This window comes from Cellulosimicrobium composti, from assembly GCF_010287905.1.
In the GTDB taxonomy this organism is placed as follows: domain Bacteria; phylum Actinomycetota; class Actinomycetes; order Actinomycetales; family Cellulomonadaceae; genus Cellulosimicrobium; species Cellulosimicrobium composti.
In genome coordinates this window covers 45,860-65,349 of record NZ_JAAFAN010000015.1, presented here as the reverse complement: position 1 = coordinate 65,349, position 19,490 = coordinate 45,860, and the positions used below count along the sequence as shown (strand labels likewise).

Genomic DNA, 19,490 nt, shown 5'->3' with positions numbered 1-19,490 from the left:
GGTTCGGCCCGCGTGACCCGTCGCGGGCGCCGCGTCGCCGGTCGGCGTGGCTTCCGTGCCCGACGCCGTCCCCCCGGTCGCGGGGGCCGAGTCCGGAGCACCGCCCGCCGACGTCCCCGCGTGGGCCGACCCGTCCGCGTCCGTCGCGGCCTGCGCCGCGTCGCCGTACGTCGAGGCGTAGAGCATGCGGCGGTCGCCCGTGACGCCGGTGAGCGCGATGCCGAGGAGCGGGACGTTGCTCACGCGCAGCCGCTCGGCGGCCTCGACGAGCACCGCACGGTCGGTGCGGCCGGCGGAGGCGATGAGCACGACGCCGTTCGCGTACCCGCCGAGGATCGTCGCGTCGGCCGCGGCGAGCACGGGAGGCGCGTCGACCACGACGACCTCGGCGTGGTCGCGCAGGTTCCGCACGAGCTGTCGGGCGCGCGCCGTCGCGAGGAAGTCGGCCGGGTCCATCTCCTCCTCGGGCACCGGCATGACGCGCAGGTTGGGCACGGTCGTGGGGCGCAGCTCCTGCTCGTCCCCTTGCCACCCGTCGGGCGGCGGCAGCATGCGGTCGAGCTGGGGGCGCCGCAGGTCGCCGGACAGCGCGACCGTGCGCCGACCGCTCAGCGCGAACGACGCGGCGAGGTTCGCGGTGATGAACGAGCGTGGTGCGGACGGGTCGGCCGCGGTCACCACGACGACCGCGTGCTTGATGTTCGTCGTCGAGACCTGGACGGCGGTCCGCAGCTCCCGGATCGACTCCGTGAACGGCGTCGCGACCTTGCTCGCGACGGGCAGCGCGTGCGTGTGGGAGAACTCCTTCTCGGCCGGGCGCGTGCCGTAGAGTTCGGCCAGCACGGGCGTCTCGGTGAGCCGCGTCGACTCGGCGGCGCTGCGCACCCGCATGTCGAGCCCGCGGCGCCCGAACGCGAGGCCGACCCCGGCGACGAGCCCCACGAGGACGGCGAGCGCGAGCACCGTCGCGCGCGACAGCCCGAGCGCCTCCGCGCCGGTCGCGGGGGCGACGACCTCGCCCGGGACGGCGATGCCGCGCAGCGAGTTGATCTGCACCGTGAGCGCCGAGTAGTCGCCGACGATGATGTCCTGCTCCGCGAGCGCGAGCGGGTCGTCCCCGTCGCGGGCGAGCCGCTGCCGGACGCCCGCGAGCTGGTCGGCGAGCGCCTGGCGGCGCGCCTCGAGCTCCGCGGCCTGGTTCCCCTGGATCGTCACGAGCTGTGCGGCGTACGCCTCCGCGAACGCGTTGGCGACCTCCACCGACCACGCCTCGTCCGTCGTCGTCGCCGAGACGTAGACCATCCGGTTGTCCCTGTCCACGTCGGCGCTGACCGTGCTCGCGAGCTCGTCCGCGGCCGCCGGGTCCCCGAGCGCCGTCGCCGCGGCCTCCGCGACCTCGGGCGACGTCACGTCGTCGGCGGTGGTCTTGACGGTGACCTCGACCAGGGACTCGCCGCCCTGCGCGCTCTGCACGCCGTGCAGCTGCACGGTCGCGGTCGCGCGGTACTGCGTCTCCTGGCGGTCGAGGTAGAACAGCGCTCCGGCGACGACGACGAGGACCGCCGCCAGCACGTAGTACCTGCCCGCCCAGACGGTGCGGACGAACTCCCTGATGGTCATTCCTGCGCTCTCCCCCCACCCGGTCGTCCCGCGCTCAGGGTGCGGTCCTGCTGCTGCTCCGCGACGACGCCGCGCAGCCGCTCGACGAACCGCTCCCGGCCGAACGTCGCGACGTGCGCCGCCACGGCGTCATCATCCCACGACCGCGAGAGCGCGTCCTCGACGGCGTCCGCCACGAGGTCCGCGCGCGGTGCGTCGAAGAACACGCCGGTGACGCCGTCCGCGACGGTGTCGAGGTACCCGCCGTCGCGCAGCACGACGCTCGGCCGCCCGAACGCACCCGCCTCGAGGGGGGACAGCCCGTAGTCCTCGTACGACGCCGCGACGAGCGCGGACGCGTGCCGGTACACCCACCGCAGCGTGGCGTCGTCGACACGGCCGAGGAGGTGGACGCGGCCGCGCTGCGCCGCCTGCGCCTCGAGCCGGGCACGGTCCGGACCGTCGCCGACGACGACGAGCTCCCTCCCCGTGGCCTGCGCCGCGGCGACGACGACGTCGACGTTCTTGTACGGCAGGAGCCGCGCGACGCACAGCAGGAATCCCGGCTCCACCCCGGGCAGGGGGCGCTCCTCGCCCGCGGGCAGCATCGCGGGCGGCGGCGCGAGCACCTCCGCCTCGATGCCGTACGCCTCGCGGATCGCGCGCTGCGTGACGGTGGAGTTCGCGAGGTAGACGTCGGCGCGGCGCGCGGCGGCGCCGTCCCAGCGGCGGAGCCCCGGGGACAGCAGGCCGAGCGCCGCGGCGGCGGCGCGCCGCCGGGCCCGGTGCGCGGCCGACCCCTCGGCGGGCCCGAGGTAGCGGTCGCGCTGGTAGAGCCAGCGCGCTGGCGCGTGGCAGTAGACGACGGTGCGGCGCGCGCCCCGGTAGCCGTGCGCCCAGCCCGTGGACGACGCGAGGAGCACGTCGGCGTCGACGCGCTGCCGGTCGACCGCGGGCGCGAGGAACGGCAGGGCCGCGCGGTGGTGGCGGCGGAGCAGGCGCGAGCGGTCGAGAGCGGACGTCCGCAGGTCGAGCGCGCCGAACTCCGGGAACGTGCCGTCCGGGTCGTACAGCGTCGTGTACATCGGCGAGCCGGGGAACGCCTCCGCGAGGAGCAGCGCCACCCGCTCCGCGCCGCCACGCTGGGTCGCGTAGTCGTGCGCGAGCGCGACACCCTGGGTCATCGGCCCTCCCTCGCGAACGCAGGACCACCAGCCTAGGCGGGCGGCACCCCCCGAGAAGGGGGACGAACGGACCTCACCCGGGTGAAAACGGGCGTCCCGGGCCGCGGTCGCGTCAGGCCTTCGTGTGGTACTTCCCCTGCGCGGCGAGCAGCCCCTCGGTGAGCAGCATCTCGACGGCGTCGGCCGCGTCGTCGAGGAGGAACGGCAGCTCCTTGGCCTCGGTGCCCTTGAAGTCCTTGAGCACGAAGTCGGCGGTGTCCTGACGGCCCGGGGGGCGGCCCACGCCGCCGCGGACCCGCACGTAGTCGCGGGTGCCGAGCGCCTTCGAGATGTCGCGCAGCCCGTTGTGGCCGCCCTCGCCGCCCCCGATCTTGAGCTTCACGCTCCCGAACGGGATGTCGACCTCGTCGTGGACCACGACGACGTGGTCCGGGTCGATCCCGTAGTACTTCGCGAGCCCGGAGACGGGGCCGCCCGAGACGTTCATGTACGTCGTCGGCTTGGCGAGCACGACGCGCGGGCCGGGGCGACCGCCCGGCAGCATGCCGATGCGCGCCTCGGCGACCGCGGCCTGCGCGCGGGGGTGACGCGCGAAGCGGGCGGCGGCCCGGCCGGCGAGCACGTCGAGGACCATGTGGCCCAGGTTGTGGCGGTTGCCCGCGTACGCCGGCCCGGGGTTGCCGAGCCCGACGACGAGCCACGGCTGGTCGGTCATGTCGTCCTCGTCCTTCGTGCGGTGCCCGCGCCGAGCGACGGTCGGGCGCGGAATCGTGCGGGCGCACGGACGCCCGGCACCGTCACGGTACCGGGCGTCCGACGCGGGGTCCGGTCGCGGCGTCGGCCGACGACCGGGAGGGTCACTCGGCGGCGGCCTCGGCGGGAGCCTCGGCGGCCTCCTCGGCGGCGCCCTCGTCCTCGGGCAGCGCCTCGGCCTGCGGCTCCGTGACGGAGACCACGATGAGCTCCGGGTCCGCCGTGAGGGTCGCGCCCTGCGGGAGCGTCACGTCGCCCGCGAGCACCTGCGAGCCGGCCTCGAGGCCCTCGATGGAGACCTCGATCGACTCGGGCAGGTGCGTCGCCTCGGCCTCGATCGCGAGGGTCTGCAGGTCGACGAGGTGGATCGTGCCGGGGGCGGACTCGCCGGTGACGACGACGGGGACGTCGACGGCGACCTTCTCGCCCTTCTTCACGATGAGCAGGTCGACGTGCTCGATGACGTTGCGGACCGGGTCGCGCTGGACGTCCTTGGTGATGGCGAGCTGCGCCTTGCCCTCGAGCTCGATCGAGAACAGCGCGTTCGAGTGCTTGAGCGCCATCATCGTGTCGTGGCCCGGGAGGGTCACGTGCAGCGGGTCGCTGCCGTGGCCGTAGAGGACCGCGGGGATCTTGTCGGCACGGCGGATACGGCGGGCGGCACCCTTGCCGAACTCGGTGCGGGCCTCGGCGACGAGCTTGATCTCGGACACGTGGATCACTCCTGGAAGAACGTTGCGGGCCGGCCGCCAGTGGGGAGCGGTCGGCTGTCCGGACGGTGAGAGGGCCTCCCGGACGGGCGGCTGCGTCGGCGCGGGACGTGTGACGGGCGCGCAGGAGGACGACCGCCCAGTCGATAACGGAGATCCAACAGGTCTGGCTGACACTCGCGGTCCCGCGCCGCCGGTGTGCTCACCGGTCCAGCGCTGCCGGCCGTCAGACGTCCCTCGCCGAGGCAACCGGACTACTGTACCCGGGCGGGCCGGGACGGCGAAACCCGCCCGCGCGACGTGCGCCGGGTCAGCTCGTCGCCGCCGCGGTCGCGGCCACGGACGCGCCGACGACGATCGCCGCGGAGATCTCCTGGACGTAGGCGCGCACCGCCTCGCTCCCCCAGCTCTGGCGGGCGATCTCCTTCGCCCGCCGGTCCGCGGCACGTCGGTGGGCGGCGGTCCACTCCTCGCCGCCGCCCGACCCGCCCGCGGCGAGGACCCGGCCCGCCTGACCGGTCGCGGAGAGCACGGCGACCAGCGCGGCCGTGCGCTCGTCCGGGTCGCCGCCCTCGACGAGCACGCGCCGCAGGTCGGCGCGCACGGCGTCCTCGTGCCGCGTGTCGGCCGCGGGCCAGCGCGTCGTCGGGAAGATCCCGAGCACGCGCCCCTCCTCGCGGCGCAGGACGCCCCGCTCGGCGAGCGACGCGATCGCGCGCGCCGCAGGCTTGAGCCGCGCGAGGGGCGCGACGAGGGCCTTGGGCTTGGACCCCTCGCGCGCGCGGACGACGCCGAGCGCCTCGTCGAGGAGGGCGTTGCCCGTCGGGGACGGGTCCCGCACGACGATGCGGCCGACCCGGCCGCCGTCGCCGTCCCCGGCGAGGTCGGCGCGGCGCAGCAGGGCCAGCTCGACGAGCAGCGCGCCGGCGGCGACCTGCTCGCGGTAGGAGGCGTCGACGACGGCCTTCCCGGTCACGTCGTCGAGCGTGAGCAGCAGGTAGTCCTCGAGGATGAGCATGTGTCCACGCTACGGCGGCGCGGTGCCCCGGACAGGTGCGGAATGTCATCGCCCGGCCGTGCGGCCCGCACCCCCACGACGAGGGCGCGGGGCGTGCTGGCGGGACCAAGCCCGGGCCCGGGAGGCGCGGTCAGTCCGCGAGCTCCCAGCGGACCGTGACGCTCGCGCGGACCTCCTGGGTGCCGGGCTCGACGACGAGCGCCTCGCTCGCCGCCTTGGCGGCCAGGACACGCGGCACCGGTCCCGGCCCGCCGACGTCCTCGCGGATCTCGACGACGGGCCCGAGCGAGCGGCCCGCGAGGCGCGCGTACTGCTCGGCGCGCGACCGCGCGTCGGCGAACGCGGCGTCGCGCGCCGCCACCGCGAGAGGCGCCGGGTCGCCCACGGCGAGGCTCGTCGAGTCGAGCCGCGCGACCGGGCCCGCGGCGTCCAGCGCCGAGCGGACGACCTCGCCGCACGCCGCGACGTCCCGCACGGTCGCGCGCAGCGTGAGCCGCGCCGTCGTGCGCGGGCCGTCCTCGCGCTGCTCGGTCCACGTCGACGTCTGCGACGTGCGCACGTCCTCCGGCGCGACCCCCGCCGCGACGAGCGCGTCCCGCGCGGCGGCGAGGCCCGCGTTCGCGCGGTCGAGCGCGTCCTGGACGCCCGGCGCGCTCGCCTCGGCCCCCAGCTCGACGACGGCGACGTCCGGCGCCGCGGTCACGGCGCCCTGGCCGGTGGTCGTCACTCCCGAGGTGCTCATCCCGCCTCCACGTCGTCGGTGTGTCGACGGCACGCGCCGGCGACGCGCCCACGCTACGCGGCCGCCCGTCGTCGTGCCGCCCGGGTCGCGGCCGCCCTGGTCGCCCGTCCGCCGGCGTCCCGGGTCGTGCGGTTCGCGCGCGCAGACGACGACGCCCCGCCGCGCGGTCGTGCGCGGCGGGGCGTGACGGTGACGCGTGGCGTCAGCTGTTGCCGTCGAAGAGCGAGGTGACGGACCCGTCGTCGAACACCTCGCGGATCGCGCGCGCGATGAGCGGCGCGATGGAGAGCACGGTGAGCTGCGGGAACTGCTTCTCCGCGGCGATCGGCAGGGTGTCGGTGATGACGACCTCGCTCGCCCCGCACTCGGACAACCGCTGCGCCGCCGGGTCGGACAGCACGCCGTGCGTCGCCGCGACGATGACGGAGCGCGCGCCCGCGGCGAGGATGACCCGCACCGCCTCGGCGATGGTGCCGCCGGTGTCGATGAGGTCGTCGACGAGCACGCAGTCGCGGCCCTCGACGTCGCCGACGACGCGGTTCGCGACGGCCTGGTTCGGGCGCGTGACGTCACGCGTCTTGTGGACGAACGCGAGCGGCCCGCCCCCGAGCTTCGCGGCCCACTGCTCGGCGACGCGGATGCGGCCCGCGTCGGGCGAGACGACCGTGACGTTCGACGTGTCGACGCGCGAGCGCACGTAGTCGGTGAGGATCGGCATGGCCCACAGGTGGTCCACCGGGCCGTCGAAGAAGCCCTGCGTCTGCGCGGCGTGCAGGTCGACGCTCATGAGGCGGTCGGCGCCCGCGGCGGTGAACAGGTCGGACATGAGGCGGGCCGAGATCGGCTCGCGGCCGCGGTGCTTCTTGTCCTGGCGCGCGTAGCCGTAGAACGGCTGCACGACCGTGATGGTGCGCGCCGACGCGCGCTTGGCCGCGTCGACCATGAGCAGCTGCTCCATGATCCACTGGTTGATCGGGGCGGTGTGGCTCTGGAGGATGAAGACGTCCGAGCCGCGCACCGACTCCCCGAACCGGACGTAGATCTCGCCGTTCGCGAAGTCGTACGCGGTCGTCGGGAGCAGGTCGATGCCCAGCTCCCGCGCGACGTCGTTGGCGAGCTCGGGGTGCGCGCGCCCCGAGGCGAGGACGAGGGACTTCTCCCCGTTTCCGGCGATCGTGCTGCTCATACCTGTGGGTTCCTTCGGTGGTGTTTCCGGGTGCGGGGGTGGTCTGAGGAGGTCCGGCCGGTTCGCGGTCAGTCTGCCGTGGTGGTGGGTCGGGTGCCACGCAGCGCCTCGAGCGTGTGCTCGAGCTCGGGGCCGGGCGGCGGCGGGGTGGGGCGGTCGGCGGTCGCCGCGGCGCTCTGGTCGGCGAGCTGCGCCTGCGCCTGGGCGCCGAGCGGCGGCACCTCGGGGTCGGTCGCGCGCGCGGCCGCGGCTGCCTCGGCCGCCGCGGTCCCCGGACGACGGCGCTCGACCCAGCCCTCGATGTTGCGCTGCGGGCCGCCGCTGACGCCGAGCGCGCCCGCGGGCACGTCGCGGCGGATCACGGACCCGGCCGCGGTGTACGCGCCGTCACCCACGGTCACGGGCGCGACGAACATGTTGTCCGCGCCGGTGCGCGCGTGCGAGCCGATCACCGTGCGGTGCTTGTGGACGCCGTCGTAGTTGACGGTGACCGACGCGGCGCCGATGTTCGTGTGCTCGCCGATCGTGGCGTCGCCCACGTAGGACAGGTGCGGGATCTTGGAGCCCTCGCCGATCTCCGCGTTCTTCGTCTCGACGAACGTGCCGATCTTGCCCTTCGCGCCGAGCACCGTGCCCGGGCGCAGGTACGCGAACGGCCCGACCGTGGTCCCCGCGCCCAGGACGGCGAGGGTGCCGTGCGTGCGCGTCACCGTCGCACCGGCGCCGACCTCGGTGTCCGTGAGCGTCGTGTCCGGGCCGATCGTCGCGCCCTCGCCCACGACCGTCGCGCCGTGGAGCTGCGTGCCCGGGAGCAGGGTGACGTCGCGTGCGAGCTCGACGTCCACGTCGACCCACGTCGTGGCCGGGTCGACGACGGTCACGCCCTCGCGCATCCAGTCCTCGAGCAGGCGGCGGTTGAGCTCGGCGCGCAGCATCGCGAGCTGGACGCGGTCGTTGACGCCCTCGACGACCGTCGGGTCGTCGGAGACGAGCGCCCGCACGACCCCGCCCTCGGCGCGCGCCGCCGCGACGACGTCCGTGAGGTAGACCTCGCCCTGCGCGTTGTCGCGCCCCAGCGTGGCCAGCCCGCGGCGCAGGACCGCGGCGTCGAACACGTAGATCGAGGCGTTGATCTCGCGGATCGCGAGCTCGTCGGCCGACGCGTCCTTGTGCTCGACGATGCGCAGCACGTCGCCCGTCGCGGCGTCGCGCACGACGCGCCCGTAGCCGGTCGCGTCCGCGAGCTCCGTCGTCAGCATCGTCACGGCGTTGCCGTCCGCGACGTGCGCCGCGAGGAGCTGGGCGAGCGTCCCGCCGTCGAGCAGGGGCGTGTCGCCCGCGGTGACGACCACGGGACCCTCGAGACCGTCGCCGACGCCGCGGCCCTCCTCGCCGTCGGGCACGCCCCGCAGGAGCGCCTGCGCGTGCGCCTTGGCGTCGAGCGCGGCGAGCGCGCACTGCACCGCCCGCCCCGTCCCGGGGATCTCGTCCTGGTCGACGACCACGGCGGCCGGGTCGACCGTCACCGCGTGCTCGGCCACCCGGTCGCGCTCGTGGCGCACGACGACGGCGAGGAGCGCCGGGTCGAGCGAGCGCGCGGCGACGAGCACGTGCCCGAGCAGGCTGCGGCCCGCGAGCGTGTGGAGCATCTTGGGGGTGGACGACTTCATCCGCGTCCCCTCGCCGGCGGCGAGGACGATCACGGCAGCGGGGGCGACCGTGGTGTCGGTTCCCTGCTGAGCTTCCATGGGTGTTCCCCTCGGGATCGGTGGCACGAGCTCCGCCCCCAGGACTCGAACCTGGACCAAGGGCACCAAAAACCCTTGTGCTGCCGATTACACCAAGGCGGAACGGACCCGGCGTCGACCGCGCCCGGTGCGTTCCCGGGCCGCGACGGGCGGGGTGGGTCCGGGAACAGTCTGCCAGGTCGGTCCCCCTGCGCGGCGACGCTCGCGCCCGTCTCGTCCCATCCGCACCCGCGCCGCGGCGTGGCCCGCACCACACCGGGCGGCCTCGTCCGGCGCGGCCCCGGGGCGCGCCGTCCCGGCGCGCGGCGGCGGGCGGCGTCCCCGGCCCGGCGGGGCTTCACGGCATGATGGTCCTCGTGGCCGAGCCCAGACGCACCCCCCGTTCCCGCATGACCGCGAGCCAGCGGCGCGAGCAGCTGCTCGCCGTGAGCCGCGGCCTGTTCGCGGAGAAGGGGTTCGAGGGCACGAGCGTCGAGGAGATCGCGGCGCGCGCCGAGGTGTCCAAGCCCGTCGTCTACGAGCACTTCGGAGGCAAGGAGGGGATCTACGCGGTCGTGGTGGACCGCGAGGTGCAGGCGCTGACCGCCGCGCTGTCCGGGGCGCTCGACGAGGGCGGCCACCCCAAGGTGCTGCTGGAGCGCACCGCGCTCGCGCTCCTGACGTACATCGAGACGTCGGAGGACGGGTTCCGCATCCTCGTCCGCGACTCGCCCGTCGCGCAGGCGACCGGCACGTTCTCGAGCCTCATCGGCGACGTCGCGACGCAGGTCGAGCACCTCCTCGCCGACCAGTTCAAGTCACGCGGGCTCGACCCCAAGGTCGCGCCCATCTACGCGCAGATGCTCGTGGGCATGGTCGCGCTGACCGGCCAGTACTGGCTCGACGCGCGCTCCCCCAAGAAGTCGGAGGTCGCGGCGCACCTCGTCAACCTGGCGTGGAACGGCCTCGCCGACATGGAGAAGCGCCCGCACCTCATCACGACGAAGCGCTGACGGCCGGCACCCGGCACCCGGGCGAAGACCACGGGAGAAGTCGCGTCATGGCGGCACGGCACGCCCGTCTCTCCCTCGGAAGCACGAGCTCGACGAAGGGCGGGGCACCTCATGCACGGGCACGACCGGTCGACCGACCGCACGCCGCACGACTGCCGGGACGAGATCCGTCCCACGGTCTGGGGCTACTCGACGTGGACGACGGCGCGCTGCCTGCAGGGCGCCGTCGCCGGGGCGCCGGAACGGATCGTCCAGCGGACCGACGTGCTCGTGCCCGGGCTGACGCCGCGCGAGCTCGACCGGGTGCGCCGGCACGCGGCCCGGCGTGCCGCGGTCGACGGGCTGCGCCCGGGGGTCGTCGCGGGTGCGCTCGTCGCGCTCGCGGTGCTCGCCCTGGGCCGGGACCTCGCGCCCGCGCCCCTCGTCCTCGCCGCCGCGGTCCTCGGCGCGGGCGCCCTGCTGCTCACGCGCGCGCTCGTGCACGCGACCGCCGGGCCGCGGCTCACGCGCGTCGAGCGCCGCGCCCTGCGCGACGCGATCGAGATCCGGCGCGTGCGCGTCGCGCCGCCCACGTCCGCGGGCATGCGCGTGCTCGTCGCGATGAGCGCCGTCGAGTCGGTCTCGGGGCGCCTCGACGAGCGGGAGGCCGCGATCGCGCGCGAGCTCCTGTGGGCCGCGCTCGACGCCGTCCGCCGCGACGACGTCGCGGACGTCGACCACGCGACCGCGGCGATGCTGCGGATCACGGTGCGCGCCGCGCGCTCGTCGCTCCCGCGCGTGCCCGACGAGCACCGGGGCTGACCGCCGCTCGCACCGCCGAGGCCACCGACCTCGGCGGGGCCCGGTCCCCACCGTTCGCACGGGCAGGACGTGACATCTGTCCTGTGCCGCCCACCGGGGCGCGTGGTTGTGTGGGACCCATGGCGACTCTTGAGATCGACTCGCTGACCAAGTCCTACGGCGACGTCCGCGCCCTGCGGGGGACGTCGTTCGACGTGCGCGCCGGCGAGATCTTCGGCTTCGTCGGCTCCAACGGGGCCGGCAAGACCACGACGATGCGCATCGTGCTCGGCGTGCTCGCCGAGGACGCGGGCGAGGTGCGCTGGGACGGGCGGCCGATCGACCTCGCCGCCCGGCGACGGATCGGCTACATGCCCGAGGAGCGCGGCCTGTACCCCCGCATGAAGGTGGGCGAGCAGCTCGTCTACCTCGCGCGCCTGCACGGCCTCTCCGCCACCGACGCGAAGGACGCCATGGAGCGCTGGACCACGACGCTCGGCGTCGACGCCCGCCGCGGCGACGAGGTGCAGAAGCTCTCGCTCGGCAACCAGCAGCGCGTCCAGCTCGCCGCGGCGCTCACGCACGACCCCGAGCTGCTCGTGCTCGACGAGCCGTTCAGCGGCCTCGACCCGGTCGCCGTCGACGTCATGAGCGGCGTGCTGCGCGACCGCGCCGACGCGGGCGTGCCCGTCGTGTTCTCGTCCCACCAGCTCGACCTCGTGGAACGCCTGTGCGACCGCGTCGGCATCATCAAGGACGGCGCGATGGTCGAGGTCGGCACGATCGACGAGCTGCGCCGCACGGAGCACGAGCGCTGGGTCGTGGACGGGCCGCCGGGAGCGACGTGGATCGGCGCCGTGCCCGACGCGCGGGCCGTGAGCCTCGAGGGGTCGCGCACCGTCGTCGAGCTCACGTCCGCGGGCGGCGTCGACGGGACGAGCGGGCGCGAGCAGGCCGTGCTGCGCACCGCGCTCGCGGCCGGCCCCGTGCACGAGTTCGCGCTCGTGCGGCCGTCGCTCACCGAGCTGTACCGCGACGTCGTGAGCGCCGAGGAGAAGCCGGCCGGCGAGGCCGCCGAGACCGTGGAGGTGGGGGCATGAGCACGGGGACCACGCTGACGTCCTGGGGCGCGATCCGCCTCGTCGCCGGCCGCGAGATCATGACGCGGCTGCACTCGAAGTCCTTCGTGTGGCTGACGGTGATCCTCGTCGCCGCAGTCGTGCTCGGCGGCGTCGTGCTCAACGCCGCGAGCTCGTCCGGCCCGACCGCCGAGCGCGTGGGCGTCACGCCCCAGACGGCGGCGCTCGCGGAGCCGATCACGGCCACGGGCAGCACGCTCGGGACCGAGGTCGAGACGGTCGACGTCGCCGACGACGCCGCGGGCGAGGCCCAGGTGCGCGACGGCGACCTCGCCGCGCTCGTCACGGGGACGGCGGACGACCCGACCGTCGTCGTGGACACCGAGCTCTCGCCCGGGCTCACGGCCGTCTTCACGACGCTCGCCCAGCAGACCGCGCTGTCCGACGCCGTCGCGGACCTCGGCGGCGACCCGGCCCAGGTCGCGGGTGACATCGCGACCGCCGAGCCGACCGTCCGCACGATCGGCGAGCCCAGCGAGTTCGACCCCGCGCGCTACATCACGGGCCTCGTCACCGGGATCCTGCTCTTCATGGCCATCATGATCAGCGGCCAGCTCATCGCGCAGGGCGTCGTGGAGGAGAAGACGAGCCGCGTCGTCGAGCTCCTGCTCTCCACGGTCCGGCCGTGGCAGCTCATGGCGGGCAAGGTGCTCGGCATCGGCCTCGTCGGGCTCGGGCAGGTCGCGCTCGTCGTGGTCGCGGGCGTCGGCACGGCGCTCGGGCTGGGCCTCGTGGACACCTCGACGATCGACCTGGGGACCGCGGCCGTGTGGGCCCTCGTGTGGTTCGTCGTCGGGTTCGTCAGCTACGCGCTGCTCATGGCCGGGCTCGGCGCGCTCGTCTCGCGCCAGGAGGACGTCGGCGCCGTCACGACCCCCGTCACGTTCCTCATGGTCGTGCCGTACATCGTGGGCGTCTCCGTCGCGCCGTGGGCCCCGGACAACCCGCTCGTGGTGTGGCTGTCGTACGTGCCGCTGTGCTCGCCGCTGCTCATGCCCGTGCGCATCGCGCTCGGCAGCGCCGAGACGTGGGAGGCGCTCCTCGCCCTGGGCCTGTCCGTCGCCGTCGTCCCGGTGCTCGTGTGGCTCGCCGCGAAGATCTACTCCAACGCGGTCCTGCGCACCGGCGCGCGCGTCAGGCTCAAGGACGCCCTGCGCGCCGCCTGATCACCCCCACGCCGAGCATGCGGTTGGGGAGCGTCTGACGATCCGGACGCTCCGGAACCGCATGCTCGGCGCGCCGGAGTTGACCGGGGCCCGTCAAGAGTCTTGACGTCGAGACACATCGAGTACCCTCTCGTCATGGACCAGCAGCACGAGGACGAGGTCGACCGCATCGTCGCGGCCTGGCAGCGCGAGCGCCCCGACCTGGACGTCGAGCCGCTCACCGTCTTCTCGCGCGTCGACCGCCTCGCGCGCCACCTCGACCGCGCGCGCCGCACGGCGTTCGCGCGCGGGCACCTCGAGACGTGGGAGTTCGACGTCCTGTCCGCGCTGCGCCGGGCCGGCGAGCCGTACCGCCTCTCGCCCGGCGCGCTCGTCACGCAGACCCTCGTGACGAGCGGCACCATGACGAACCGCATCGACCGGCTCGAGGAGCGCGGCCTCGTCGTGCGCCGCCGCTCCCCCGACGACCGCCGCGGCGTGCTCGTCGAGCTCACGCCCGACGGACTGGAGCGCGTCGACGCGGCGATGACCGACCTCCTCGCCGTCGAGGCGCGCATCCTCGACGCGCTCGAGCCCGGCGGACGCCCGGCGCTCGCGGCGCTCCTGCGTACAGTCGTAGGACAGTTCGACGACTGACCGACGGCCCGCCGACCGGACGGGCGGCGTCGCCCCCGTCCGCACCCGGAGGTCCCCGCCCGATGCCGCCGTCCCGCCCGAGCACGTTCCGCGGCGGGATCGACGGCGTGCTGCTCGTCGCCGTGCTGCTCGTCGCGGTCAACCTGCGCGCTCCGCTCACGGCGCTGCCGCCCGTCGTCGCCGACGTCGCCGCCGACCTGCACCTCACGGCCGCGGCGGCCGGGCTGCTCACCGGGATCCCCGTCCTGTGCTTCGCGCTCGCCACGCCCGCCGTCGCGGGACTGCTCGGGCGGTCGTCGCTGCGGACCGCGATCGCCGTCGCGCTCGGCCTGATCCTCGCGGGCACCCTCGTGCGCTCGGCCGACCTGGGCGCGCTCGTCGGCGACCCGGCGGTCAGCGCCCCGGGGACGTTCGCCGGGACGGTGCTCCTCGGGCTCGGCATCACGACGGCGAACCTCGCCGTCCCGATGATCGCCCAGCGCGACTTCCCCGGGCACGTCTCGACCGTCACCGGCCTGTACACGGCGGCGATCAACGTCGGCACGGTCGCGACGACGGCGCTCACCGCACCCCTGGCCGACGCCGTGGGCTGGCGCTGGGCGCTCGCGTCGTGGTCCGTGCTCGCGGTGGTCGCGCTCGTCTGGTGGCTGCGCGCGGTCCCGCGCGAGGCGCGACCCGACCGCGGTCCGGCGGTCTCGGCGGCGCCGCCGCGGGAGGCGCCCGACGCCCCCGGCGACCACGACGGCGACGGCGGCCCCGGCGCTGACGGCGACGGCGACGGCGAGGCCCTCGCCGCGGCGGCCGCGGAGGGCGTGACGGGCACGGACCCGGCCGCCGCCCGTGAGCGCCACGTGCTCGCGACGCCCTTCACGTGGTGGCTGTGCGCGATGTTCGCGCTCCAGTCGTCGAGCTTCTACGCGCTCACGGCGTGGCTGCCGCTCGTCCTGGAGGAGCTCGCGGGCATCCCGCGCGCGGCGTCGGGCGGGGCGGCGTCGCTGTTCCAGGGCTTCGCGATCGTCGGCGGGCTCGCCGTGCCGCTCGCGGCGCGGCGGTGGTCGCTGCGGCAGAGCTTCGTGGGGATCGCCGTGCTCTGGCTCTCGCTGCCCGTGGGCCTCCTCGTCGCGCCGGGGCTGTGGGCGGTCTGGGCGTCGGCGGCCGGGGTCGCCCAGGCGGCCAACTTCGTCGTCATCTTCACGCTCGTCGCGCAGCGCTTCCCCACCGTCCGACGCGGACGCCAGGCGTCGGCGACCGTGCAGTCGGTGGGCTACTGCCTCGCCGCGGTCGCGCCGACGCTCGCGGGAGCGCTGCACACCGCGACCGGGACGTGGACGACGCCGGTCGCCGTCGTGCTGGGCGCGCTCGTCGTCATGACGGGGATCGGCCTCGTGCTCACGGGCCGACGCCCGGCGCCCGCGCCGCGCTGACCGGACCTCTTCATCAACGGCCGGAGCATCCCGGCGCCCGTCGACCCTTGACCCTCGCTCGCGGGCGTGTTTATGGTGTACACATCGTTTATGCCATACACCTACGTGTGCGTCGCACACCGCATCCGACCGAGAAGGAGAAGGCGATGACCGAACCGATGATCGCCGTGCAGGGGCTGGAGAAGTCCTACGGCGACCACGCCGTGCTGCGCGGCGTCGACCTGACCGTGCGCCGCGGCGAGATCTTCGCGCTGCTCGGCCCCAACGGCGCCGGCAAGACCACGACGGTCAACATCCTCACGACCCTCGTGCGGCCCGACGGCGGCACGGCGCGCGTCGCCGGCGCGGACGTCGTGCACGACGCGGCGCGCGTGCGCGAGGTCATCGCGCTCACAGGCCAGTACGCGTCGGTCGACGAGTTCCAGACGAGCCGCGAGAACCTCGTGATGATGGGCGAGCTCGCGCACCTGCCCCGGCGTGCGGTGCGTCGACGCGCGGACGAGCTCCTCGCGCGCTTCGACCTCACCGACGCGGCCGACCGGCGGGTCGGGACCTACTCGGGCGGCATGCGGCGCCGGCTCGACCTCGCGATCAGCCTCGTCGCCGACCCCGCGGTGCTCGTGCTCGACGAGCCCACGACGGGGCTCGACCCGGCGTCGCGCGCCCAGCTCTGGGACGTGGTGCGCGGCCTCGCCGCGGACGGGACGACCGTCCTGCTCACCACGCAGTACCTCGAGGAGGCCGACCGCCTCGCGGACACGATCGCCGTCCTGCACGACGGCCGCGTCGCGGCGCGCGGCACGGCCGCCGAGCTCAAGGCGCTCGTCGCGGGCGACCACGTGCGCGTCGCGTTCGACGACCCGGCGAGCCTCGCCGCAGCGGCCGGGCTGGCCCCCGCGCTGGGGCTCGACGGCACGACCACCGACGAGAAGGACCTGTCGCTCACCGCGCCGAGCGACGACCCCGTCCGCACGATCCGCGACGTGCTCGCCGCGGCCGACACCCACTCCCTCGCCGTCGTCGGCGTGAGCGTCGTCAAGCCGACGCTCGACGACGTCTTCCTCGCCCTCACCCGGAAGGAGAGCGCCCGATGAGCGCCACGCCCACGGCCACCCCCACCCTGGCCCGGCCCTCGCGCACCGGGCCCGACCGTCCCCGCCGCAGCCCGGCGACGGCCGCGCGCGACGTCCGCACGATGGTGCGCCGCGAGACGCGGCGCCAGCTGCGCAGCGTGGACGGGCTCATCACGGCGTTCTTCCTGCCCGTGATGGTCATGCTCGTCTTCGTCGTGATCTTCGGCGGCGCGATCGGCGGCGACGACTACATCGACTACGTCGTCCCGGGGGTGCTCGTCATGTGCCTCGGGTTCGGCTCCGCGACGGCCGCGGTCGGCGTCGCGCAGGACATGACGTCCGGCACGATCGACCGGTTCAAGACGCTGCCGATCTTCGGGCCGTCCGCGCTGTGGGGGCACGTCGTGGCGAGCGTCGTGCGCAACCTCGCGTCCGCCGTCGTCGTCGTGGGCGTCGCGCTCGCGCTCGGCTTCCGGCCCGACGCCGGGCTCGCCGACTGGCTCGGGCTCGTCGCGTTCGCCGTGCTCGCGGTGCTCACGTTCACGTGGCTCAGCGTCGCGCTCGGCCTCGTCCTGAGCGTCGAGGCGTCGCAGTCGGTGAACTTCCTCTTCCTCTTCGTGCCCTACCTCAGCTCGGGGTTCGTCCCGATCGACACCATGCCGACGTGGCTGCACGGGTTCGCCGAGAACCAGCCGTTCACGCCGGTCATCGAGACGTTCCGCGGCTTCCTCGCCGGGTCGCCCGACGCGTCGACGGCGCTCACCGCCGTCGCGTGGCTCGTCGGCTTCCTCGTGGCGAGCTGCGTCGTCGGCTCGGTGCTCTACCGGCGACGGACCGCCCGCTGATCCCGCCGCCGAGCATGTTGCTGTCGCCCGCCCTGGGCTCAGGGCGGGCGACAAGCACATGCTCGGCCGGGCACAGCGCCGGACACCCGACCTCGGGGATGATGTGGGCATGACGGACGCACCCGACCTCCCTCCCCGGCTCGCGCTCGCGTGGGGCGTCGCCGAACGCCCCGAGCGTGCGCCCAAGCGCGAGCTGAGCATCGAGCGGATCGTCGAGACGGCGATCGAGATCGCCGACGCCGACGGGCTCGGCGCGGTGTCCATGGCCAAGGTCGCGCAGCGGCTCGGCTTCACGACGATGTCGCTCTACCGGTACGTCACGAGCAAGGACGACCTGCTGCTCCTCATGCAGGAGGCCGCGCTCGACGTCGAGTACCCGCCGCCGCACGACCCCGCCGACTGGCGCGCGGAGCTGCGCGAGTGGGCGCAGTTCACCATGGCGACGTTCGCGTCCCACCCGTGGTTCCTCGACATCCCCGTGACGGGGGCACCCCTCACGCCGAACAACCTGCGCGGCGCGGACAGCGGGCTGCGCGCGCTGCGTTCCACGCCGCTCGACGACGAGGAGAAGATGTCCGTCATCCTCCTCGTGAGCGGGTACGCGCGGAACGCGGCCCGGCTCCAGACCGACCTCGCGCGCGCGGTCGCGGCGGCCGACGGCGACGCGACCGTCCAGGGCGGCGCGTGGGCCGACGCGCTGCGCGAGCTCGTGGACGAGGTCCGGTTCCCCTACCTGCGCCCGCTCGTCGAGGCGGGCACGTACGCGGGCGAGGGCGACATCGACGACACGGCGTGGGGCCTCGAGCGCGTGCTCGACGGGATCGCGGTCTACGTCGACGCGCGCGCGGCCGGTGCCCCGGGGGCTGGCAACCGCGGTGGCAGCGGCTCGACGCCGGTCGACGGCCCCGGCGCGGACGGCGCGGCCTCCGCGCCGGACCCGCGCGACGCCGTCGCACCCGTCGAGGTCGCGGTCCACCTCAAGGACCCGAAGGTCAAGAAGGCCACGCTCAAGCGCCGCGACGCCGAGCGACGCGTGCGCGAGGCGCAGAAGAAGGTCCGCGAGCTCAAGAAGGCGCTGCGCGAGGCGCAGAAGGCCGAGCGCGAGGCCGCCCGTGCGGCGGTCGAGAAGGCGCGCGCCTGACCGCACGCCTCGCGGGAGGCCGACGCCGGGCATCACGCCCCGCGGCCCCCGCACGGCACGACGACGGCCGGTCACCCGCGCGGGGTGGCCGGCCGCCGTCGTGCGCGCGCCGTGGTGCGCCCGGCGCGAGCGCCGTGGGTCACTCCGCGAGGGCGAAGCCCGTCGTCCACGAGGTCTTCTCGGCCGCGGCGAGCGTGAGCTGCAGGAAGCCGAGGGCCTCGAGCTCGTGCGCGCGCCGCAGCGGGCCGGCGTCGACGACGCGCACGCCGGACACGGCGGCGGCGAGCGTGGCCTTCGCGTCGGCGTCGTCGCCCGCGACGAGGACGGTCGTCGGCAGCGGGCCGACCTGGCCGGACGCGAGCGTCGCGGCGAAGTTCGTGTTGAACGCCTTGAGCACGCGGGCGCCCGGCACGCGCTCCTGGATCTGCGCGGCGGCCGACGAGCCCGCGGGCACGACGAGGGAGTCGAACGTCGCGAAGTCGACGGGGTTGGTGATGTCGACGAGCACCGTGCCGTCGAGGCGGTCCTCGTAGGTGTCGAGGACCTCGTCGACCGCGCCGTACGGGAGGGCGAGCACGACGACCTCGCCCGTGACGTCGTCGCCGACCTTCCCGGCCGTGACGCGCGGGTCGAGCTCGGTGGCCTCACGGGTGAGGACCTGGACGTCGCTGCCCGCGGCGAGCGCGAGACCGGTGATCGCCGAGCCCATGTTCCCGGCGCCGATGATGGTGATGCTGCTCATGGTGGCTTCCCTTCGTGCGCCGTCCGGCGGGCGGCTATTGGTTGTTGCTACAACTAACACCGTACGCGCCGAAGCTTGTAGCGTCAACTATTACGATGGAGTCTCCCGAGGAGGCTTGATGACGACAGAACCCCGCTGGCTCGACGACCAGCAGCTCGACGCGTGGAAGCGGCTCGTGGCGGTGGTCGAGCTGCTCCCGGGCGTGCTCGACTCCCAGCTCCGGCGCGACGCCGACCTGAGCCACTTCGAGTACTACGTGCTCGCGATGCTCTCCGAGGCACCGGGCCGCACGCTGCGCATGACGGGCCTCGCGAGCGCGACGAACGCGACGCTCCCGCGGCTCTCGCACGTCGTGGCGCGGCTCGAGAAGCGCGGACTCGTCGAACGCGTGCCGTGCCCCGAGGACCGCCGCGCGACGAACGCCCACCTCACCGACGCGGGCTGGGACAAGGTCGTGGCCACCGCGCCCGGGCACGTGGCGACGGTGCGCGACCACGTCATCGACGCCCTCACGGACGAGCAGGTAGCCCAGCTCGACGAGATCGCGGGCGCCATCCTCGCGCGCGTCGACCCCGACGACCGCATGGGCTTCCTGCGGCGCTGAGCCCGACG

At 75.0% G+C, this 19,490-nt stretch carries 19 protein-coding genes and 1 tRNA gene; 10 read left to right on the top strand and 10 right to left on the bottom strand.

The window, feature by feature from the left end; genetic code table 11:
* From GYH36_RS06600 to GYH36_RS06560, 9 genes are all read right to left on the bottom strand, one after another.
* Nucleotides 1–1,620 (bottom strand): polysaccharide biosynthesis tyrosine autokinase (locus GYH36_RS06600; RefSeq protein WP_162289441.1); only part of this gene is annotated, 1,620 nt, incomplete at its 3' end.
* Nucleotides 1,617–2,783: a glycosyltransferase gene (locus GYH36_RS06595; protein WP_024841188.1), complete on the bottom strand. Its 1,167-nt coding sequence runs from the start codon at nucleotides 2,781–2,783 to the stop codon at nucleotides 1,617–1,619. The genes GYH36_RS06600 and GYH36_RS06595, both read right to left, overlap by 4 nt.
* Nucleotides 2,784–2,895: 112 nt before the next feature.
* Nucleotides 2,896–3,498: an aminoacyl-tRNA hydrolase gene (gene pth, locus GYH36_RS06590; RefSeq protein ID WP_024841189.1), complete on the bottom strand. Its 603-nt coding sequence runs from the start codon at nucleotides 3,496–3,498 to the stop codon at nucleotides 2,896–2,898.
* Between the two features lie 142 nt (nucleotides 3,499–3,640).
* Nucleotides 3,641–4,249: a 50S ribosomal protein L25/general stress protein Ctc gene (locus tag GYH36_RS06585; protein ID WP_024841190.1), complete on the bottom strand. Its 609-nt coding sequence runs from the start codon at nucleotides 4,247–4,249 to the stop codon at nucleotides 3,641–3,643.
* Nucleotides 4,250–4,556: 307 nt separating this feature from the next.
* Nucleotides 4,557–5,264, bottom strand: coding sequence for a GOLPH3/VPS74 family protein (locus tag GYH36_RS06580; RefSeq protein ID WP_024841191.1), 708 nt, complete (start codon nucleotides 5,262–5,264; stop codon nucleotides 4,557–4,559).
* 130 nt (nucleotides 5,265–5,394) lie between these two features.
* Nucleotides 5,395–6,006 (bottom strand): SIMPL domain-containing protein, encoded by a 612-nt coding sequence (locus GYH36_RS06575; protein WP_034604696.1) that lies wholly within the window; start codon nucleotides 6,004–6,006, stop codon nucleotides 5,395–5,397.
* A 202-nt stretch (nucleotides 6,007–6,208) separates the two neighbouring features.
* A complete protein-coding gene (locus tag GYH36_RS06570) occupies nucleotides 6,209–7,192 on the bottom strand; it encodes a ribose-phosphate diphosphokinase (protein ID WP_024841193.1) in 984 nt (327 codons plus the stop codon).
* Nucleotides 7,193–7,260: 68 nt separating this feature from the next.
* Complete coding sequence (gene glmU, locus GYH36_RS06565; RefSeq protein WP_162289440.1) at nucleotides 7,261–8,940, bottom strand: bifunctional UDP-N-acetylglucosamine diphosphorylase/glucosamine-1-phosphate N-acetyltransferase GlmU; 1,680 nt, start codon at nucleotides 8,938–8,940, stop codon at nucleotides 7,261–7,263.
* 30 nt (nucleotides 8,941–8,970) lie between these two features.
* Nucleotides 8,971–9,042 (bottom strand) — tRNA-Gln (locus GYH36_RS06560).
* A 287-nt stretch (nucleotides 9,043–9,329) separates the two neighbouring features.
* On the opposite strand from GYH36_RS06560, the gene GYH36_RS06555 reads away from it, so the two are divergent.
* The 9 genes from GYH36_RS06555 to GYH36_RS06515 all read left to right on the top strand — a co-directional run bounded on the left by GYH36_RS06555 (nucleotide 9,330) and on the right by GYH36_RS06515 (nucleotide 18,136).
* Nucleotides 9,330–9,932, top strand: a complete 603-nt coding sequence (locus tag GYH36_RS06555) for a TetR/AcrR family transcriptional regulator (RefSeq protein ID WP_024841195.1) — start codon at nucleotides 9,330–9,332, stop codon at nucleotides 9,930–9,932.
* A 111-nt stretch (nucleotides 9,933–10,043) separates the two neighbouring features.
* Entirely contained in the window at nucleotides 10,044–10,733 is a 690-nt protein-coding gene (locus tag GYH36_RS06550; protein ID WP_162289439.1) for a hypothetical protein, read from the top strand.
* Nucleotides 10,734–10,852: 119 nt separating this feature from the next.
* Nucleotides 10,853–11,812, top strand: coding sequence for an ABC transporter ATP-binding protein (locus GYH36_RS06545; RefSeq protein ID WP_162289438.1), 960 nt, complete (start codon nucleotides 10,853–10,855; stop codon nucleotides 11,810–11,812).
* Nucleotides 11,809–13,017 (top strand): ABC transporter permease, encoded by a 1,209-nt coding sequence (locus tag GYH36_RS06540; RefSeq protein WP_162289437.1) that lies wholly within the window; start codon nucleotides 11,809–11,811, stop codon nucleotides 13,015–13,017. The genes GYH36_RS06545 and GYH36_RS06540 overlap by 4 nt, the downstream gene beginning before the upstream one ends.
* A gap of 135 nt (nucleotides 13,018–13,152) precedes the next feature.
* Complete coding sequence (locus GYH36_RS06535; RefSeq protein ID WP_115943104.1) at nucleotides 13,153–13,653, top strand: MarR family winged helix-turn-helix transcriptional regulator; 501 nt, start codon at nucleotides 13,153–13,155, stop codon at nucleotides 13,651–13,653.
* A 62-nt stretch (nucleotides 13,654–13,715) separates the two neighbouring features.
* Nucleotides 13,716–15,077 carry an MFS transporter gene (locus tag GYH36_RS06530; protein WP_162289436.1) on the top strand — a complete coding sequence of 454 codons (1,362 nt, stop codon included), beginning with the start codon at nucleotides 13,716–13,718 and terminating at the stop codon, nucleotides 15,075–15,077.
* A 146-nt stretch (nucleotides 15,078–15,223) separates the two neighbouring features.
* The gene (locus GYH36_RS06525; protein ID WP_024841201.1) at nucleotides 15,224–16,171 is read left to right on the top strand and encodes a daunorubicin resistance protein DrrA family ABC transporter ATP-binding protein; all 948 of its coding nucleotides are present in this window, start codon (nucleotides 15,224–15,226) and stop codon (nucleotides 16,169–16,171) included.
* Entirely contained in the window at nucleotides 16,168–16,995 is an 828-nt protein-coding gene (locus tag GYH36_RS06520; RefSeq protein ID WP_203231643.1) for an ABC transporter permease, read from the top strand. Before GYH36_RS06525 ends, GYH36_RS06520 begins: the two co-directional genes overlap by 4 nt.
* 109 nt (nucleotides 16,996–17,104) lie before the next feature.
* Entirely contained in the window at nucleotides 17,105–18,136 is a 1,032-nt protein-coding gene (locus tag GYH36_RS06515; RefSeq protein WP_162289435.1) for a TetR/AcrR family transcriptional regulator, read from the top strand.
* Between the two features lie 139 nt (nucleotides 18,137–18,275).
* Here the strand turns inward: GYH36_RS06515 and GYH36_RS06510 are convergent, their stop codons facing one another.
* The gene (locus tag GYH36_RS06510) at nucleotides 18,276–18,878 is read right to left on the bottom strand and encodes an NADPH-dependent F420 reductase (RefSeq protein ID WP_162289434.1); all 603 of its coding nucleotides are present in this window, start codon (nucleotides 18,876–18,878) and stop codon (nucleotides 18,276–18,278) included.
* Between the two features lie 118 nt (nucleotides 18,879–18,996).
* On the opposite strand from GYH36_RS06510, the gene GYH36_RS06505 reads away from it, so the two are divergent.
* A complete protein-coding gene (locus GYH36_RS06505) occupies nucleotides 18,997–19,482 on the top strand; it encodes a MarR family winged helix-turn-helix transcriptional regulator (protein ID WP_024841205.1) in 486 nt (161 codons plus the stop codon).
* Nucleotides 19,483–19,490: the final 8 nt, after the last annotated feature.

What these genes read in the sequence shown, in the direction of transcription:
- GYH36_RS06595 (WP_024841188.1), bottom strand. Translation starts at nt 2,783, where the DNA reads ATGACCCAGGGTGTCGCGCTCGCGCACGACTACGCGACCCAGCGTGGC.
- pth (WP_024841189.1), bottom strand. Translation starts at nt 3,498, where the DNA reads ATGACCGACCAGCCGTGGCTCGTCGTCGGGCTCGGCAACCCCGGGCCG.
- GYH36_RS06580 (WP_024841191.1), bottom strand. Translation starts at nt 5,264, where the DNA reads ATGCTCATCCTCGAGGACTACCTGCTGCTCACGCTCGACGACGTGACC.
- GYH36_RS06575 (WP_034604696.1), bottom strand. Translation starts at nt 6,006, where the DNA reads ATGAGCACCTCGGGAGTGACGACCACCGGCCAGGGCGCCGTGACCGCG.
- GYH36_RS06570 (WP_024841193.1), bottom strand. Translation starts at nt 7,192, where the DNA reads ATGAGCAGCACGATCGCCGGAAACGGGGAGAAGTCCCTCGTCCTCGCC.
- glmU (WP_162289440.1), bottom strand. Translation starts at nt 8,940, where the DNA reads ATGGAAGCTCAGCAGGGAACCGACACCACGGTCGCCCCCGCTGCCGTG.
- GYH36_RS06555 (WP_024841195.1), top strand. Translation starts at nt 9,330, where the DNA reads ATGACCGCGAGCCAGCGGCGCGAGCAGCTGCTCGCCGTGAGCCGCGGC.
- GYH36_RS06550 (WP_162289439.1), top strand. Translation starts at nt 10,044, where the DNA reads ATGCACGGGCACGACCGGTCGACCGACCGCACGCCGCACGACTGCCGG.
- GYH36_RS06545 (WP_162289438.1), top strand. Translation starts at nt 10,853, where the DNA reads ATGGCGACTCTTGAGATCGACTCGCTGACCAAGTCCTACGGCGACGTC.
- GYH36_RS06540 (WP_162289437.1), top strand. Translation starts at nt 11,809, where the DNA reads ATGAGCACGGGGACCACGCTGACGTCCTGGGGCGCGATCCGCCTCGTC.
- GYH36_RS06535 (WP_115943104.1), top strand. Translation starts at nt 13,153, where the DNA reads ATGGACCAGCAGCACGAGGACGAGGTCGACCGCATCGTCGCGGCCTGG.
- GYH36_RS06530 (WP_162289436.1), top strand. Translation starts at nt 13,716, where the DNA reads ATGCCGCCGTCCCGCCCGAGCACGTTCCGCGGCGGGATCGACGGCGTG.
- GYH36_RS06525 (WP_024841201.1), top strand. Translation starts at nt 15,224, where the DNA reads ATGACCGAACCGATGATCGCCGTGCAGGGGCTGGAGAAGTCCTACGGC.
- GYH36_RS06520 (WP_203231643.1), top strand. Translation starts at nt 16,168, where the DNA reads ATGAGCGCCACGCCCACGGCCACCCCCACCCTGGCCCGGCCCTCGCGC.
- GYH36_RS06515 (WP_162289435.1), top strand. Translation starts at nt 17,105, where the DNA reads ATGACGGACGCACCCGACCTCCCTCCCCGGCTCGCGCTCGCGTGGGGC.
- GYH36_RS06510 (WP_162289434.1), bottom strand. Translation starts at nt 18,878, where the DNA reads ATGAGCAGCATCACCATCATCGGCGCCGGGAACATGGGCTCGGCGATC.
- GYH36_RS06505 (WP_024841205.1), top strand. Translation starts at nt 18,997, where the DNA reads ATGACGACAGAACCCCGCTGGCTCGACGACCAGCAGCTCGACGCGTGG.